This is a genomic window from Rhodoferax potami (assembly GCF_032193765.1).
Lineage (GTDB): Bacteria > Pseudomonadota > Gammaproteobacteria > Burkholderiales > Burkholderiaceae_C > Allorhodoferax > Allorhodoferax potami.
The window spans coordinates 462,819-477,920 of record NZ_JAVBIJ010000001.1; the positions used below are offsets into that span (position 1 = coordinate 462,819).

19 protein-coding genes are annotated in these 15,102 nt (G+C 64.3%); 9 read left to right on the plus strand and 10 right to left on the minus strand.

From position 1 onward, the window contains the following. Positions 1 to 14: 14 nt before the first annotated feature. Positions 15 to 692 (minus strand): TetR/AcrR family transcriptional regulator, encoded by a 678-nt coding sequence (locus tag RAE21_RS02220; protein WP_313879948.1) that lies wholly within the window; start codon positions 690 to 692, stop codon positions 15 to 17. Positions 693 to 913: 221 nt separating this feature from the next. Here RAE21_RS02220 and msrA point away from each other — a divergent pair, with 221 nt between their 5' ends. Continuing rightward, complete coding sequence (msrA, locus tag RAE21_RS02225) at positions 914 to 1,456, plus strand: peptide-methionine (S)-S-oxide reductase MsrA (RefSeq protein ID WP_313879950.1); 543 nt, start codon at positions 914 to 916, stop codon at positions 1,454 to 1,456. A gap of 37 nt (positions 1,457 to 1,493) precedes the next feature. Here msrA and RAE21_RS02230 read toward each other — a convergent pair whose 3' ends face one another. From RAE21_RS02230 to RAE21_RS02270, 9 genes are all read right to left on the minus strand, one after another. Further along, positions 1,494 to 1,691, minus strand: a complete 198-nt coding sequence (locus tag RAE21_RS02230; protein ID WP_313879951.1) for a hypothetical protein — start codon at positions 1,689 to 1,691, stop codon at positions 1,494 to 1,496. Positions 1,692 to 1,818: 127 nt separating this feature from the next. Beyond that, positions 1,819 to 3,297 (minus strand): ABC transporter ATP-binding protein, encoded by a 1,479-nt coding sequence (locus RAE21_RS02235; protein ID WP_313879952.1) that lies wholly within the window; start codon positions 3,295 to 3,297, stop codon positions 1,819 to 1,821. Then, complete coding sequence (locus RAE21_RS02240; protein ID WP_313879953.1) at positions 3,294 to 4,118, minus strand: ABC transporter permease; 825 nt, start codon at positions 4,116 to 4,118, stop codon at positions 3,294 to 3,296. The genes RAE21_RS02235 and RAE21_RS02240 overlap by 4 nt, the downstream gene beginning before the upstream one ends. Further along, positions 4,115 to 5,089: an ABC transporter permease gene (locus RAE21_RS02245; RefSeq protein WP_313879954.1), complete on the minus strand. Its 975-nt coding sequence runs from the start codon at positions 5,087 to 5,089 to the stop codon at positions 4,115 to 4,117. The genes RAE21_RS02240 and RAE21_RS02245 overlap by 4 nt, the downstream gene beginning before the upstream one ends. Beyond that, complete coding sequence (locus RAE21_RS02250; RefSeq protein WP_313879955.1) at positions 5,086 to 6,639, minus strand: ABC transporter substrate-binding protein; 1,554 nt, start codon at positions 6,637 to 6,639, stop codon at positions 5,086 to 5,088. The genes RAE21_RS02245 and RAE21_RS02250 overlap by 4 nt, the downstream gene beginning before the upstream one ends. An 82-nt stretch (positions 6,640 to 6,721) precedes the next feature. Next, positions 6,722 to 7,672, minus strand: a complete 951-nt coding sequence (locus RAE21_RS02255) for a metal ABC transporter substrate-binding protein (protein WP_313879956.1) — start codon at positions 7,670 to 7,672, stop codon at positions 6,722 to 6,724. Between the two features lie 53 nt (positions 7,673 to 7,725). Then, positions 7,726 to 8,616 carry a metal ABC transporter permease gene (locus RAE21_RS02260; RefSeq protein WP_313879957.1) on the minus strand — a complete coding sequence of 297 codons (891 nt, stop codon included), beginning with the start codon at positions 8,614 to 8,616 and terminating at the stop codon, positions 7,726 to 7,728. Between the two features lie 8 nt (positions 8,617 to 8,624). Beyond that, entirely contained in the window at positions 8,625 to 9,482 is an 858-nt protein-coding gene (gene aztA, locus RAE21_RS02265; protein WP_313879958.1) for a zinc ABC transporter ATP-binding protein AztA, read from the minus strand. Beyond that, entirely contained in the window at positions 9,479 to 9,619 is a 141-nt protein-coding gene (locus tag RAE21_RS02270; protein WP_313873762.1) for a hypothetical protein, read from the minus strand. Before RAE21_RS02270 ends, aztA begins: the two co-directional genes overlap by 4 nt. Positions 9,620 to 9,718: 99 nt before the next feature. Between RAE21_RS02270 and RAE21_RS02275 the strand changes: the two genes are divergently transcribed. The 8 genes from RAE21_RS02275 to RAE21_RS02310 all read left to right on the plus strand — a co-directional run bounded on the left by RAE21_RS02275 (position 9,719) and on the right by RAE21_RS02310 (position 15,102). Beyond that, complete coding sequence (locus tag RAE21_RS02275; protein WP_313873761.1) at positions 9,719 to 10,249, plus strand: Fur family transcriptional regulator; 531 nt, start codon at positions 9,719 to 9,721, stop codon at positions 10,247 to 10,249. Continuing rightward, on the plus strand, positions 10,246 to 10,932 hold the full coding sequence (locus RAE21_RS02280; RefSeq protein WP_313879959.1) for an ABC transporter ATP-binding protein: 687 nt from the start codon (positions 10,246 to 10,248) through the stop codon (positions 10,930 to 10,932). The genes RAE21_RS02275 and RAE21_RS02280 overlap by 4 nt, the downstream gene beginning before the upstream one ends. Positions 10,933 to 10,936: 4 nt before the next feature. Continuing rightward, a complete protein-coding gene (locus tag RAE21_RS02285; protein WP_313879960.1) occupies positions 10,937 to 12,139 on the plus strand; it encodes an ABC transporter permease in 1,203 nt (400 codons plus the stop codon). 39 nt (positions 12,140 to 12,178) lie between these two features. Continuing rightward, positions 12,179 to 12,421, plus strand: coding sequence for a hypothetical protein (locus RAE21_RS02290; protein WP_428983955.1), 243 nt, complete (start codon positions 12,179 to 12,181; stop codon positions 12,419 to 12,421). 79 nt (positions 12,422 to 12,500) lie between these two features. After that, positions 12,501 to 13,040 (plus strand): hypothetical protein, encoded by a 540-nt coding sequence (locus RAE21_RS02295; RefSeq protein WP_313879961.1) that lies wholly within the window; start codon positions 12,501 to 12,503, stop codon positions 13,038 to 13,040. Between the two features lie 10 nt (positions 13,041 to 13,050). Beyond that, positions 13,051 to 14,007 carry an AEC family transporter gene (locus RAE21_RS02300; protein WP_313879962.1) on the plus strand — a complete coding sequence of 319 codons (957 nt, stop codon included), beginning with the start codon at positions 13,051 to 13,053 and terminating at the stop codon, positions 14,005 to 14,007. A gap of 19 nt (positions 14,008 to 14,026) precedes the next feature. Beyond that, positions 14,027 to 14,407: a VanZ family protein gene (locus RAE21_RS02305; RefSeq protein ID WP_313879963.1), complete on the plus strand. Its 381-nt coding sequence runs from the start codon at positions 14,027 to 14,029 to the stop codon at positions 14,405 to 14,407. Next, positions 14,404 to 15,102: a DUF502 domain-containing protein gene (locus RAE21_RS02310; RefSeq protein WP_313879964.1), complete on the plus strand. Its 699-nt coding sequence runs from the start codon at positions 14,404 to 14,406 to the stop codon at positions 15,100 to 15,102. Before RAE21_RS02305 ends, RAE21_RS02310 begins: the two co-directional genes overlap by 4 nt.

Below are 15,102 nucleotides of genomic sequence, written 5' to 3' on the forward strand. Positions count from 1 at the left end.
GTCAGTGCCGAAAATTAAGAGCCTGCTTCCGGCCGCACGCGCAGGCCCAACAGCAGGTTGTCTATATGGGTGTTGAGGTAGGCCACCGGGTCCAGCGTGGCGTCGTGCGCGGTACACAAGCCGATCGAGTGACGCCACAGCGCCAAAAACATCATGGGGGCGAGCAACAGGTACACACCGTATTCCACATCAAGCTGGCGGAACTCACCGCTGTCTACCCCACGTTGGAGCACCCGCCGGATCAGATCGTTGCCCGGGAGGACCACCTCTTCCTGGTAAAACGCCGCCAGCTCGGGAAAGTTGCCCGCTTCGCTCATCATCAGCTTGGAGATGCCGGAGGCCTTGGTCGAGCCCACACGTTCCCACCATGCCATCAAACAATAGCGCAGCAGCTCGGTACTGTTGCCCTCGAAAGCCTCCAGTTCGGCGCTCCACTCGGTGAAGCGGCCCGAAATGTTTTCGCGCACCACCGCCTTGAACAGCTCTTCTTTGCTCGAGAAGTACAAAAACAGGGTGCCTTTGGAGACGCCAGCCAGCTTGGCTACTTCTTCTGCGCGGGTGGCTGCAAAGCCCTTTTCTACAAACAGCTCCAAGGCCGCTTCCAGCAGTTCGCCGGGGCGCGCATCTTTGCGGCGCTCGCGCTTGGCGCGGGCTTGGGCGGTGATTTCACAGAGGCTAGGAAGGCTGGGCATAAATTACTGACTGATTGGTTATTAATGTAGCGGAGCCCCCATGGAGTGTCAATCCAAGCGGCCCCCGGGGTGCGAGGGCCTTGGCAAAGTTGTGCAAAGTTCAGGTGCTTTGCAGGTGCCGTAGCCGCGGTGCACTGCGCCTCCGTAAGATGCAGGCCGGCCCGCCGACTGAACTGCATGGGTCGCGGGCGCGGCCTTGTCTTTCAACTCCGGAGTAACTGATGAACCACACATTCCAAACTATCACCCTGGGCGGCGGCTGCTTTTGGTGCACAGAGGCGGTGTTTGTAGAGGTGCAAGGGATCGTGGATGTGGAGTCCGGCTACAGCAACGGCCATGTGCACCAACCCAGCTATGAAGCGGTGTGCACCGGCACCACCGGCCATAACGAGGTGGTGAAGCTGGTCTATGACCCGGCGGTCATCAGCACCCGCGAGATTCTGGAAATCTTCTTTGTCATCCACGATCCGACCACCCTGAACCGCCAGGGCAATGACACAGGTACCCAGTACCGCAGTGGCATTTATGTCTCAACGCCCGAGCAAGAGGCGGTGGCGCGCGATCTGTTGGCCGAGTTGACGGCTAGCAAGCACTACGACCGGCCCATTGTGACGGAGGTGTCGGCGCTGCAGAACTACTGGCCCGCTGAGGCCTACCACCAGGATTTTTTCGCACGCAACCCGAATCAGGGTTACTGCATGGCGGTGGCAGCACCCAAGGTGGCAAAGTTTCGCAAGACCTTTGCCCGCCTGCAAAAATCGTGAGCCCGGGCTGCGGGTGGTGGCCGGCCCGCAGCAGGCCTTAGCGGCGGCTCGGGATTGGTGAGTCGTTGGCGATACCCCAGTCCATCTTGGACCTGCTGGTGGGTGCGGGGGAGGTGTCCTCGGAGTAGCCGTCCAAAAATGTCAAAAAAAGCCAAAACGCGGTGACCAGCACCGCAGCACCGCCCACCAGCTTGAGGATCGTCAGCCAGAGCTTGGGTTCTTTTTTATCAGGCATAGCAGTCTTGGGGATAACAAGGTCAAGCGCTTTGAGCGCCCGTTGAATCTACAGGTAGAGCTCCTGAATGTATAGCAAAAAGGGCCGCTGAGCTGCGATGGCACCCCCGCGCGCCATCGCAGGGTGCTCAGGCTGGAGTGGCCGCGGCCTGCATCGTCAGGTCCGCCATTTGCACATGGCGGTGGCTGCTGTGGCGGGCAAGGTGGGCGTCGTGGCTGACCAGTAGCACCGCACAGCCTTGTTGGGCGGCGCTGTCGCAGATCACCCGCATGGTGTCCCGCTGGGTGATTGGGTCCAGGCGCGAGGTCGGCTCGTCCGCAAAAATAAAGGCCGGCTGCAGTTGCATCAGCCGCAACAGCGCAAAACGCTGAAGCTCCCCGCCTGACACCTCATGGGGCTTGCGTGCCAACAGCGCGTCGGAGAGGCCCAAGGCTTGCATCCACTTCGCTTGCCCGCTCTCAGGCGACTGCGGGGCGCGGTGCGAAGAGCCGGAATAGTGCAGGTGGCGCGCATCGTCCAAAGCCTGTCCGAGGGTGCGGAATGGCGAGAAGGCGGCAGGCGGGTCTTGGTACAGCTTTTGGTATTTCCAGGGGGCAGCTGGCCCGGGCCGCCGCACGCTCCCCGCGTCTGCCGGGCTCAGGCCGAGCAGCATATTGCCCAGGGTGGTCTTGCCGCAGCCGCTGGGGCCACTGATGGCAAGCACCTCGCCGGCGTGTAGCGTCAAGTCGAGGTTCTCGAACAGGGTGCGCGCGCCATACCGCTTGGTAAGACCTTGGGCCTCTAACACCGGCGCTGAGCTTGCAGCCGCTGCAAACGGGTAAGGCTGCCAGTGTTGCGGCTGGGCTGCCATCAGCTCGCGGGTGTAAGGGTGGCGGGGGGCTTGCAGCACCGCGGTTGCAGGGCCTTGCTCAACGATACAGCCATGGCGCAATACCGCGATCCGCCCGCCCAAGTGGGCCGCCAGTTCCAGGTCATGGGTGATGGTGAGCAGGCCTTGGCCTTGCGTTTGGGCGGCCATCAGCAAGGCAGCAACCTGGGCGCAGGCTTCAGGGTCCAGGCCCTTGGTGGGCTCATCGGCAATCAGCAGGCGGGCACCGGCAGCACTGGCGCAGGCCACCCCCACGCGCTGCGCCATGCCGCCTGATATCTGGTGCAGGTACAGGCGGGCGGCGGCACCGAGCCCTAGAGAGTGGAGTTGCTGCTCCGCGTCCTGCCGGGCGTGCTGCCACTGCAAGCCGCGTGCGTACCGGCCGGCCTCCGCGACCTGGCTGTGCACCTGCATCAGCGGGTTGAGTGCCGTGCCCGGCTCCTGCGGCAGCATCATCACTGTGCGGCCCCACAGGGGCAGCGTGCGCTCGCGTTGGCCGTGGGTGGCCACGCCGTCGATGGCGATGGACCCGCTGGCCTGCAAAGCAGGGGGCAGGGTACCCATGATGGCCTGTGCCAACAAAGACTTGCCCGCCCCGGACTCGCCCACCAGCGTGAGCCGCTCACCGGCCAGCAGGCTGAAGCTGCAGGCCTCCAGCAAGGCGCGTCCGTGAGACCCGGGCGATGCGCTTGCCAGGTGAATACGCAGGTCATCGACCTGTAACAAGGGGGCGCTCATACGCTGTCTTTCAAAGCTTGCCGGGTGGCGGATTGCAGGGCGCTGACCACTAGCACCAGCACAACGACCGGGGCTGCCAGCAGCCATGGCGCTGCGTCGTAGTAGGGCAGGGCTTCGGTCATCATCAACCCTAGTTCGGCGGTCGGTGGGCGCAAGCCCACACCCACAAAGCCCAGCGCTGCCACGGCCAAAACTGCATTGGCAATGGCGTAGCTCCAGAGGCGCAGCAAGTCGCCCACCATGGGCGGCAGCACATACCAGCGCAGCAAATAGGGTGCGCCAAAGCCCAGCAAGCGCCCGGCTTGCACGCCATCACCGGCCAGTGTGGCAAGGGCTTGGCTGCGCACCAGGCGGAAGAACTCCACCCACGCTGTCAGCACCAGCCCGCTGTAGAGCGCCCACTTCTGGCCGGGCGCCAGTGCGGCTACCAGCAGCACCCACAGCAGGCCGGGTACTGCTGCTACACCGTCCGCACACAGGCACAGCAGCCGGTCGGTGAGGCCCCGTCGCCACGCGGCGCACAGGCCCAGCAGGGTGCCCAAGGTGACTGCCAAAAAGGCCGAGCCTAGCGCCAGCCAGAGTGAAACGCGTATTGCCTCGCCCAAGCGCGCCATCAGGTCCCGGCCCAAATGGTCGCTGCCCAGCCAATGGGCGGGGCCGGGCGCAGCCAAGGTGTTGCTCAGGTTTTGGTGAGCCGGGTTTTGCCCCAGCCAGACACTGATGAGGCCGAGCAGCAAAACCGCCATCAGCACCGGTAGGCCCCAGCTCCAAGAGTGTCGGACGGCGGGCAGCGGTGTCGCCATGTGAGTCATGGTGCTCATGCGGCACTCCTTCCCGCGGGCTCGCGCAGGCGCGGGTCCAGCCACTGCACGGCGGCATCCATCACGCCGTTGAGCAGCACAAAAAGCAGCCCCATGGCCAGCGCGGTGCCTTGGATCATGGGCACGTCGCGCGAAATGACAGCGTGCACCAATGCATGCCCGATACCGGGCCACGCGACCAGGCTCTCTATCACCACCACGCCTTCGACCAGCAATACCAGCTGCATGCCCGCATAGGCCAGGGTGCCGAGTGCCAGCGGTGCTGCTGCATGGCGCCACAGGGCCGCCGGGAGGGGCAAGCCTTTGGTTTGGGCGAATTCAAAAGCGTCTGAGCGCAACACCTGTTGCAGCCGGGTGCGCACCACCTGGGTCATGCCGGGTAGCAGCGTCAAGGCCAGTGCCAGACCGGGTAACACCAGATGAACCGGCTCGCCGTGGCCGGCCACCGGCAGCCAGCCGAGGTGCACTCCCAAGCCCAGCATCAGCACCACGCCCAGCAAAAAGGCTGGGCTGGCCCGCAGTACGGTGCAGGCCGGGTCAATCCAGCGGGTGCTCCAGTGCCTGCCCTGCAGGGCGGCCCAGGTGCCCAGCAGCAAGCCCAGCACCATGGCGGCCAACCACGCTACCAGCGAGAGTTGCAGGGTGTGGCCGAGCTGGTGCGCAATTTCTTCCAGCACCGGGTCGCCCGACACCATCGACTGCCCCAAGCGCAGGTGGGCCAGATCACCCAGCCAGGCCAGCAGTTGCTCGGCAGCGCTGCGGTCCAGGCCCAGTTCGCTGCGCACCGCGTCGGCGGCCGCGGTGTCGACCATGTCATAGCCATAGCGGCCGGCGGCGATGCGGTAGGCCGCGTCGCCTGGCAGCGCCCGGGTCATGGCAAAACTCAGCACTCCGACAGCGCCGGCGACCAATGCGCCTTGGCCCAGCAGGCGTGCGCCCTGCCGGGCAGCCAGTGTCCAGCCCATGTTCATAGCCCCCAGGTGATGTGGCTGATGCGGTAGCTGCGCTCCAGCGGGTCGATGCTCACGTTGCCCACCCGTTTGCTGTGGGTGGCAGTGTGCTGGTACCACGCCACCGGAATCAGCGGTAGCTCTGCCTGCAATACGGTGGACAGTGCGCCGCGCAAGCGGGAGCGGCGGGCCGGGTCGTTGGTGGTGCTCAGGCTCTCGAGTGCGCTGGTGACTTGCGCGCTCTGCCAGCCCATGGCGCCCCAGTCACCGCCTTGGGGGCTGAAGTCTTGCAGCAAGCTGCCGATCGGGTCAGGTACCAGCGCGTAGTTGCGGGCGACCAGGGCCAGCTCCAGCGAGCCGTCTTGATGGCCGGCGGGAATGTCACTGGCGTTCATGATGGCGACCGCCACGTCCAGCCCGACCTCCCGCAGTTGCGCCTGAATGGCAGTGGCCATGGGCGGCTGCTCGGGGCGGTCTGAAAAGGTGCGCAAGGTCAGCTTGAAGGGGCGGCCGTCTTTGCGCAGCAGGCCGTCTGCGCCGGCAACCCAGCCGGCTTCTTGCAGCAGCTGGCGGGCACGGCCGGGGTCGCGCACCAGCGGCTGCAAACCCGGCACATGCCACTCGGCCATGCCGGGGCTGAAAAGCTGGGTGGCCGCGGCTTTGGGCTCCCGCAGAATCGCCTGCGCGATGCCGGGCCGGTCAATCGCGAGGCTGATGGCCTGGCGCACTTTGATGTCCTTGAGCAGCGGGTGCGCGGCATTGACCTTGAGGTACAGGGTGCGCGGAATCGGCAGGGTGTGGAACTGCAGCCGGGGGTTGCGCTTGAGCCGCTCGATGGCGACGGCGTCGTGGGTGAACACCAGGTCCGCCTGACCGCTCTCGGCCAGCATGCCCCGGGTTTCGCCCCGGCCGGTAGCCAGGTATTCCACGCGCTGCACTGCAGGGCGCTTGCCGGTCCAGCCCTCAAAGGCAGCCGTCTCCAGCTTCTGCGGGGCATTGACCCGCACGACCTTATAGGGCCCTGAGCCCACCACTGCCTGTACGCTGTTGTCTGCCGCAAACGAAGCGGGGGCCAGCACTTGGGTGCTGTTGTGGGCCAGAAAAGCCGGCAGGGCGGTGAAGGCTTGTTTGAGCTCGATCTGCACTTCACCGTTGACTGCGGCAATCCGTTGAACCGGGGTGTTTTTCAGAATGCCCGGTTGCGCCAGTGCCCGCTGCAGGCTGCGCACCACCGCCTCCGGGGTGACCGGGCTGCCGTCATGAAACACCGCGCCCGGGCGCAGGGCAAAGCGCCAGGTTTTTTGGTCGGGCGATACCGCCCAGCGCACAGCCAAGCCGGGCGCAAGTTGGCCGCTGGCATCCACATCGACCAGGGTTTCGGTGACTTCGAGGCGGGTGAAGATGTAGCCGGTTTTGGACGGGTCCAGGCTGCCGATTTCCCAGGGGGCGGCGACTTTGAGTACACGGGCGTTGGTCGTGGGACCGGTCTGGGCCATGGCCGTGGAGACGGATACGGCCGCGCTCAAGAGCAGGGCGCGGCGCAGGGCGGATGGAGGGGGTGCAAGTGTCATGGTGCAGAGGTTTTTAGGTCAAATCAGGTCCTAGCGCTCATCAAGATTGCGCAGGTAGCTATTAAATTGATAGCGATGGGTATCAGTTGCGCTTCATGCCGGTCACCAGCTGCGTGACGTTGTGGCGCATCATTTGCAAGTAGGTGGCGCCGGGCTGGTCGGCGGTGGACAGGGCGTCGGCATACAGGCTGGCGCCTAAGGTGGCGCCGGCGTCTTTGCTGAGCTGGGCGATGAGCTTGGGGTTGCTCATGTTTTCCACAAATACCGCGCGAATTTTTTCGCGCTGGATTTGCTTGATCAGCTGCGCCACTTGCTTGGCGCTGGGCTCGGCCTCGGTGTTCACGCCTTGCGGGGCCAGAAACTTCACGCCGTATTGCGCGGCAAAGTAGCCAAACGCATCGTGCGAGGTAATCACCTTGCGTTTATCGGCGGGGATGGTGGCAATTTGCGCTTGGGCCCAGGCGTCCAGCGACTGCAGCTCTTTGACATAGGCCTCGGCGTTGGCCTGGTAGGTAGCAGCACCTGCGGCGTCCACTTTGGCCAAACCGGCTGCAATGTTGCGCACGTACAGCGCCACGTTGTTGGGGTTTTGCCAAGCGTGGGGATCCATTTCTTCATGCGTGTGGCCGGCGTGGGCGCCATGGCCTTTTTCTTCTTGCATGGCGCGGGCTTTCACGCCCTTGGCAGCGGTCACAGTCTCGCCTTTGTAGCCCGAAGACTTGAGCAGCTTGCCCGCCCATGGCTCAAAACCCAGACCGTTGAGCACTACCAGCTTGGAGGCGAGCAGCATTTTGGCGTCCGAGGGCTTGGCTTCAAAGACATGGGCGTCTTCATTGGCGCCCACCAGCGTGGTCACTGCCACCCGGTCGCCGCCCACCACCCGCACCAGATCGCCCAGGATGCTGAAGCTCGCGGTCACCGGGAGCCTCTCGGAAGCATGCGCGTGGCTGCCCAGCAAAGCGAAAGCAGTGACGCTGGCCAGTAGAAAGCGGCGCGGCAGGGCGGTCAATGGGAAGGTGTCGAGCAAGGTCATGGCGATAGTCCGTGGAGGGTGGAAAAACAGGGGGTGGGGGGAGGGCTGGCTGGTCAAGCCACGCGGTGGGTGGTGACCCACCAGCGCGGCAGCCAGCCGCCGGGCGCGAGCAAGAGGGAGGCGGCATAGAGCGCCCCCGCGCAGCCGATGATGGTGGGGCCCGAAGGCGTGTCAAAGTGGTACGACATCAGCAGCCCGGCCACGCCGGCCAGCGCCGCTTGCAGGCTGGCATTGATGAGTTGCGCGGGCAGGGTGTCGTGCCAGAGGCGGGCACTCACGGCGGGCAGCATCATCAAGCCCACGGCCATGAGCGTGCCCAGGGTCTGAAAGCCGGCGACCAGATTGAGCACCACCAGCATCAAAAAACCCTGTTGCCACACCCAGGGCGGCACCCCACTGCGGTGGGCCGCCATGAACACCGGGTCAAAGGTCTCCAGCACCAGCCCGCGGTACATCAGCGCCAAGGCCAGCACACTGACAGTGGCCACACCCGCCACCAGCAGCAGGCCACTGTTGTCCACGCCCAGTGCACTGCCGAATAAAATGTGCAGCAAGTCGAGCTGGGTGCCATGGCCCGCAATCAGCGTCACCCCAAGGGCAAGTGCCACCAGATAGATGGCGGCGAGGCTAGCGTCTTCCTTCAAGGTGGTAAAGCGGCTGACCGCACCGGCAAGCCCTGCCACCACCATGCCCGCCAGCACGCCACCCAGCGCCATGGCGGTGAGCGACAGGCCACTGACCATGAAGCCGATGGCCACACCGGGCAGCACCGCGTGGCTGAGCGCGTCGCCCAAGAGGCTCATGCGGCGCAAGGTCAAAAACACGCCCAAGGGCGCGGCGCTTAGTGACAGCGCCAGCGTCGCCACCAGCGCGCGGCGCATGAAGGCGAATTCGGAAAAAGGGGAAATCAAGGCCTCCCACATCGGGCCCAGCAACAAGTCCATGGGCATCCTTAAGGGGCGGTGGGGGTGGTGGCCAGTCGCCGGGCCAGCAAAGTGTCGAAGTCCAAGCCGTTGACTTCGCCGTCGATGTCGCAGATGGCGGCCGTCTCGTCCCAAGCCTCTGCCATGGCGCGGGCGCGCTGCAGGTTGGCGTCTGTCAGCACATCGCCTGTGGCACCCCAGGCGATGCACTCGCGTGCCAGCAACAGGGTTTGGGGAAAGTGCTCCTGCACCTGCGCGTCGTCGTGCAGCACGGCCACCACGGTGCGGCCTTGGCGGTGCCACTGTTGCACCAATGTCAGCAGACCGGCGGTGGTTTTGCTATCCACCGCGTTGAAGGGTTCGTCCAGCAGAATCAGGTCGGCGTCCTGCACCAGCAGGCGCGCAAACAGGGTGCGCTGCAACTGTCCGCTGGAGAGCGTGCCCACCGGGCGGCGCTCAAAGCCTTGCAGGCCCACCGCTTCCAGCGCCGCATCCACCCGCGCCAGCATGGCCGGTGTGGCGCTGCCAAAGGCACCGGTCTGCGTCCACAGGCCCATCAGCACGCAGTCGCGCACATTCAGCGGGAAGCTGCGGTCCAGCTCGCTGTGCTGGGGCAGGTAGGCCAGGCGCAAGCCCGGTGCGCGGGTGATGTGCCCGTGTGGCTCGGTCTTGACCAGCCCGGCCAGGCTTTTGAGCAGGGTGCTTTTGCCGGCACCGTTGGGTCCGATCACCGCAGTGAGGGAGCCGAGCGCAAAGTGACCACTCACATGGTGCAGAGCCGGGTGGCGGCGGTAGCTCACGGTGAGGTTGTGCAGTTCGATGGCCGCAGCGCCGGCCAACCGCGTGTTGTCAGGCGCGTGGTCAGGCGCGTGGGTAGGTGCGCTCATAGCGGGGCGGCCTCCAGGCAAGCCCACCACACGCCCAGCCACAACAGGGCCAGTGCCGGCAGGATCCACAGCACACGTTGCCAAGCGGGCAGGGCCAAGACGCTGGTGCGCTGGCGGCGGGGTTCAGGCAGGTTCACGAAAATGACTCATAATGCAACTCGATTGCGATATAGTCTAACGCAACTTGGTTGCATTTATTAATTAATGCAACTGAATTGCATTTTCAGGATGGTTCCATGGCTTCAGTCCAACCCCCCGTGACCCCGGTGCTCGAGGGTGACAACCCGATCGACGCACTGCTCTCCGCCCACGGTCTGCGCCGTACGGCGGCTGCGCGCCGCGTCCTGGGCTGGTTGTTGGCTCACCCCGAGACCAGTTACACCCACGCGCAGTTGCAGGAGTCTTTGGCGGGCGACCACGCTGAGCCGCTGGACCGCGTCACCCTCTACCGCCTGATCGACCGCCTGACCCAAGTGGGCCTGCTCTTGTGCCGGGTGGACAGCCAACGGGTGCGTCGCTACCAGGCCATGCCTGCCAGCGTGCACGCCACCCCCCACTTTGAGTGCCAGACCTGCCACCGCGACAGTCCGTTGGCCGGCGCCTTGCACGCGGTGGACCTGGAAAAGGCGGCGCAAACTGCCATCGAATCCTTGCGCGCACTGGGTTACACCGACATGCACCTCGACTTTGCAGTGCGCGGCGTCTGCGCAGATTGCGCCACAGGCACCGTGCCCGGCGGCATGGCCAACGCAGGTCCGGCGGCATGATCCAAACACGGGGCCTCTGCTACCGCTACCCCGGTGGCGGTGAGCTGCGTTTTCCGGATGTAGATGTGCCCCACGGCGCAGTGCTGCTGCTCAGCGGTCCGTCGGGCAGTGGCAAGTCCACCTGGCTGGCCCTGGTGGCTGCGCTGGTAGCGCCTTCGGCAGGCACGCTGCATGTGGCAGACCAAGCCATGGGCGACTTGCGCGGTGCCACGGCAGATGCCTGGCGGGCGGCCCACATCGGCTTTTTGCCGCAAAAGCTGCATTTGAGCGCAGCGCTCACGGTGCAGCAAAACCTGGCCATGGCCCAATGGGCGGCCGGTCGGGCGGAGGACAAGGCCCGCATCCACGCCACCCTGCAGGCCTTGGGCGTGGCCGAGTTGGCTGGCCGCTTGCCCAATCAGCTGTCTGGCGGGCAAGCACAGCGGGTCGCCCTGGCTCGCGCGGTGTTGCTCAAACCCCGCGTGGTGCTGGCCGACGAGCCCACCGCCAGCCTGGATGACGATGCCGCCGCCCAAGCGGTGCAGCTCTTGCACACCACGGCGCAGCAGCACGGCGCCACCTTGGTGATTGCCACCCACGATGCGAGGGTGGCCAGCCTGCTTTCAGCGCCGGAGGCCGGTGGTTGGGGTCAAATCGGCTTCTCGCGCTTGTCTTTGGCGCGCGAGCAGCTATCAAAATCATAGCGACATGACGACACTTTTCTTTGCGTGGCGCTACCTGTGGTCCCGGCCTTTGGGGGCGGCTCTCAATCTCTTGCTGCTCAGTCTGGGGCTGGCATCCATCACGTTTTTGCTGCTGGTAGGGGCACAGCTCAGCAAAGCCTTTGAGCGCGATTTGGCGGGTATTGATGTGGTGGTGGGTGCCAAGGGCAGCCCGATGCAGCTCATCCTCTCCGGGGTCTTGCACCTCGATGTGCCACCCGGCAATGTGCCGATCAAGGCGGTGCAGGAGTTGGCCCGCAACCCGCTGGTGGAGCAAGTGATCCCGATCAGCCTGGGCGACAACTTCGGCGGCTACCGGATCGTGGGCACCTCGCTCGACTATCCGGCCCACTATGAAGCCCAGCTCACCCAAGGCCGCTTGTGGACCGCGCCCATGGAGGCAGTGCTGGGTGCCGCGGCCGCTAAAGCCATGGGCATTCAGGTGGGGCAGACTTTTGTGGGCACGCACGGTCTGGGCGCCGGCGGGCATCCGCATGGCGACAGTGCTTACACCGTAGTCGGCATTCTGGCGCCCGGCGGCAGCGTGCTGGACCGGTTGATCCTGACCGACACCGCCTCCGTCTGGAAGGTGCATGAGGACTACACCGCCGTGGACGATGACGACCGCCGCGTCATGGAAGACGAGCGCGAGATCACCATGGCCCTGATTCGCTACAGCACACCCATGGCGGCAGTGAGCTTTCCGCGCTTTGTGAACAGCACAACCGATATGCAGGCCGCTGCCCCGGCGCTGGAGATCACGCGTTTGCTGAGCATGTTGGGCTTGGGTACCGATGTGTTGCGCGCCTTTGCCGGGGTGCTGCTGCTGACCGCGGGCCTGAGCGTGTTTATTGCGCTGTGGAGTGCGGTGCGCGAGCGGCGCACCGACCTTGCCTTGCTGCGCATGCTGGGTGCACCGCCTGCCAAAGTGGCTGCCTTGCTGTTGTGCGAGGCCTTGTGGCTGGGCTTGCTCGCAGCGGTGCTGGGTGTGTTGCTGGGCCAGGGTTTTGCGCAGGCGCTGGCTTTGTTTTTGAGCCTGGACCATTCGCTGCTGATCGGCGGCATGGTGTGGCCGGCCGGTTTGTGGGTGGTGCCTGCACTGGCCTTGGTGGTGTCTTTGGCCTCGGCTTTGCTACCCACGGTGGCAGCCTACCGGGTGAGCGTGTTGCGTCTGCTGCAGAGCCACTGACCCCGTATTGATTTTTACCACTCTCTATCGATGAAATTTATGAAAAAAAGCCTTCTAGCCGCCGTATTGCTTGCGCAAGCCGCTATGTTTTCTGTAGCAGCAGAAACGGACAAAGAAACCCGCGAGGACATCGCCAAGCACCGTGCCATGGCCGCTGCCCACGAGTCTGCTGCCAAGTGCCGCGAGGCCGGCAAAGGCGAAGCGGTGTGCAACAAGGAGCTGCAAACCGCCTGCAAGGGCATTGCCATCGGCAAGTTCTGCGGCATGAAGCACGAGCACTGAGCGAGCCCATGCCCATGGCCCCCAGCGGTGGGGGCTTTTTGCCGGCCCACTAAACTGTAGGCCTCTCCCGAGGTGTTTTATGCGCGTTGACTCTGTTTTTTCTGGCCGCCGTCGTTTGGCACTGATGTGTGCCGCTGTCGTGTGGGCGGCCCCGGCCTTGGCCCAGCTCAGTTCCCCGATGCCGGGTGTGCCGGGCGTGCCTGCCGGTACTGGCGCGGGCGTGCATGGCGCCAACAGCCCGTTTGCACCGCTCAAAGAGCGGGCCGATGTGCTGCCCTGGTCCGTGCTGACAGCCGTCAAAACCAAAACCGAGAAGAACCGCTTGTTGCCGGTGTTCACGGCAGATATCCAGGCGCTCCATAAAAAAACCCAGCGGATTCAGGGTTTCATGATGCCGCTCGAACCCGGTGAAAAGCAAAAACACTTTCTCATCAGCTCGGTGCCCTTGACCTGCTCGTTTTGCGTGGCCGGTGGCCCTGAGAGCATGATCGAGGTCAAGACCAAAACCGCCGTCAAATATTCGATGGAAGCTGTCGTGGTGGAGGGCCAGTTCGCGGTGCTCAACGACGACCCCTATGGCCTGTACTACCGCATGACAGACGCTGTGGCTGTGAAGTAGCCGCAGCAGGATGCCACTCGACAACCCCGTACTCTCTTCCCTGCTGCCGGTCGTCCTGCTGATTTTGGTGGGCTACCTGAGTGGCAGATTCAATGTCATCCGCCAGGAGGCAGTGCGCGACCTGAGCAATCTGGTCTTTTTGGTACTGATCCAGGCGCTGCTGTTTCGCACCATGTGCGCTGTGGATGTGGCGCATCTCGACTTCAGCGCCCTGTCGATCTACCTCGCTACCGCGGCCGGTTTGTTTTTTGTGCTGCTGGTGGCGCAGGGCGGTAGCAGTCGCGCGGCGGTGCTGGCGCTCTCCGGCATTTTCAGCAATACCGCCACGATTGGTATTCCGCTCATTGGCCTGGCTTATGGCAAAGAGGCGTTGGTGGTGCTGTTCACCCTGATCTCGATGCACTCACTGGTGCTGCTGACCATGACCACGGTGGTGCTGGAGCTGTGCAGCGCCCGCGAGCAAGCCCATGCGGGGCACACCCGGAGCGGCCACTTGCGCACCATCGGCCTGGCGGTGCGCAACGCCATCTTTCACCCGGTGCCCATGCCCATCATTGCCGGCTTGTTGTTTGCGCAAACCGGCTGGGTGCTGCCCGAGGTGGTAGACCGCCCGCTGCAACTGCTGGCCAATGCGTTCAGCCCGGTGGCGCTGGTGCTGATGGGGGTGACACTGGCCAAAACGTCCATTGGCCAGCACCTGCGGGCAGCGCTCGTGATCTCCAGCATCAAGAACCTGCTGCACCCCTTGCTGATGACTTTGTTGGGTTATGCCGCCGGCCTGCGCGGTATCACCCTGACGGTGCTGGTGATGACCGCCGCCTTGCCGATCGGCGCCAACGTGTTTTTGTTTGCCCAGCGCTACCAAAAGGCGGAAGAGTTGGTCACCGCCAGCGTGGTGGTGTCCACCGTGATGGCGCTGTTTACCGTGTCACTGGTGATGTACCTGCTGCCCTTGTGGGTTGGCTGAATCGAATGAAGGGGTGTTTGTGACGTTGAATCGAGTCCGTGTATTCTGGAAAGTCGCCTTCTGGGCCCTGGTGGTCTTGACGACTGTCATGTCCCTGATGCCCAACGAGCAGGTGCCCTCGAGCCTGGTGTTTTGGGACAAGGCGCAGCACACCCTGGGTTTCGCAGCACTCGCGTTGCTCGGCTTGCTGGCCTACCCTTTGGCTGTGCCGCGTGTGCTGGCAGGTTTGTTGCTGTTCGGTGCTGGCATTGAATGCGCACAGGCTTTGACCGGTTGGCGCCAGGGCGACTGGATGGACTGGCTGGCTGATGCCGTTGGCATTGCCCTGGGGACCGCTGCCGTGGCGGTGTGGGCGCACTTGCGCTGCCGGTCACTTTTTGCAGGAAATTCCGAGACATGAACCTCAAGCTGAAACACCCCCTGCGCACCCTGCTCACCGGGGCGCTGGCGCTCTTGCCTTTGGCCGCGACCTTGCTCTTGCTGTCGTGGTTGTTGAGCCTGCTCGCGGTGTGGCTCGGGCCGGTGAGCGCGTTCGGGCAAATGCTCACCGGCATTGGCCTGGGGCTGACCGAGTCCGAGATCATCGGCTACCTGCTGGGCTTGTTGCTGGTGGTGGTGCTGGTCTACGCGTTTGGCTTGATGGTGGAGCGGGGCTTGGAGCAGGGCGCTGCCAGACTGCTGGAAACGCTTTTGCAACGCATTCCCGTGGTCCGCACCGTGTACGACGTGGTGCAAAAGCTGGTCGGTCTGCTGGGCCGCAAAGAGGGGGCAGAGCTGCAGTCGCTGTCCCCGGTGTGGCTGTATTTCGGTGGCAAGCCACAGCCGGACGCTGCTAGTGCCGCTACCGTTGGCGGAGCTGGCAAACAAGGAACCGCAGTGCTCGGTTTCCTGTCAACGCCCCAGGCGGTCATGATTGGCGGCGTGCCTTATCTGGGGGTGCTGGTGCCTACGGCACCGGTTCCGGTGGGGGGCGGCTTGCTGTATGTGCCACCCGACTGGGTGGAACCGGCCGAGATCGGCATGGAGGCCGTCACCAGCATTTACGTCTCCATGGGCGTCACTTCGGACCAGTACCTACCCAAATCGGCACCTTGA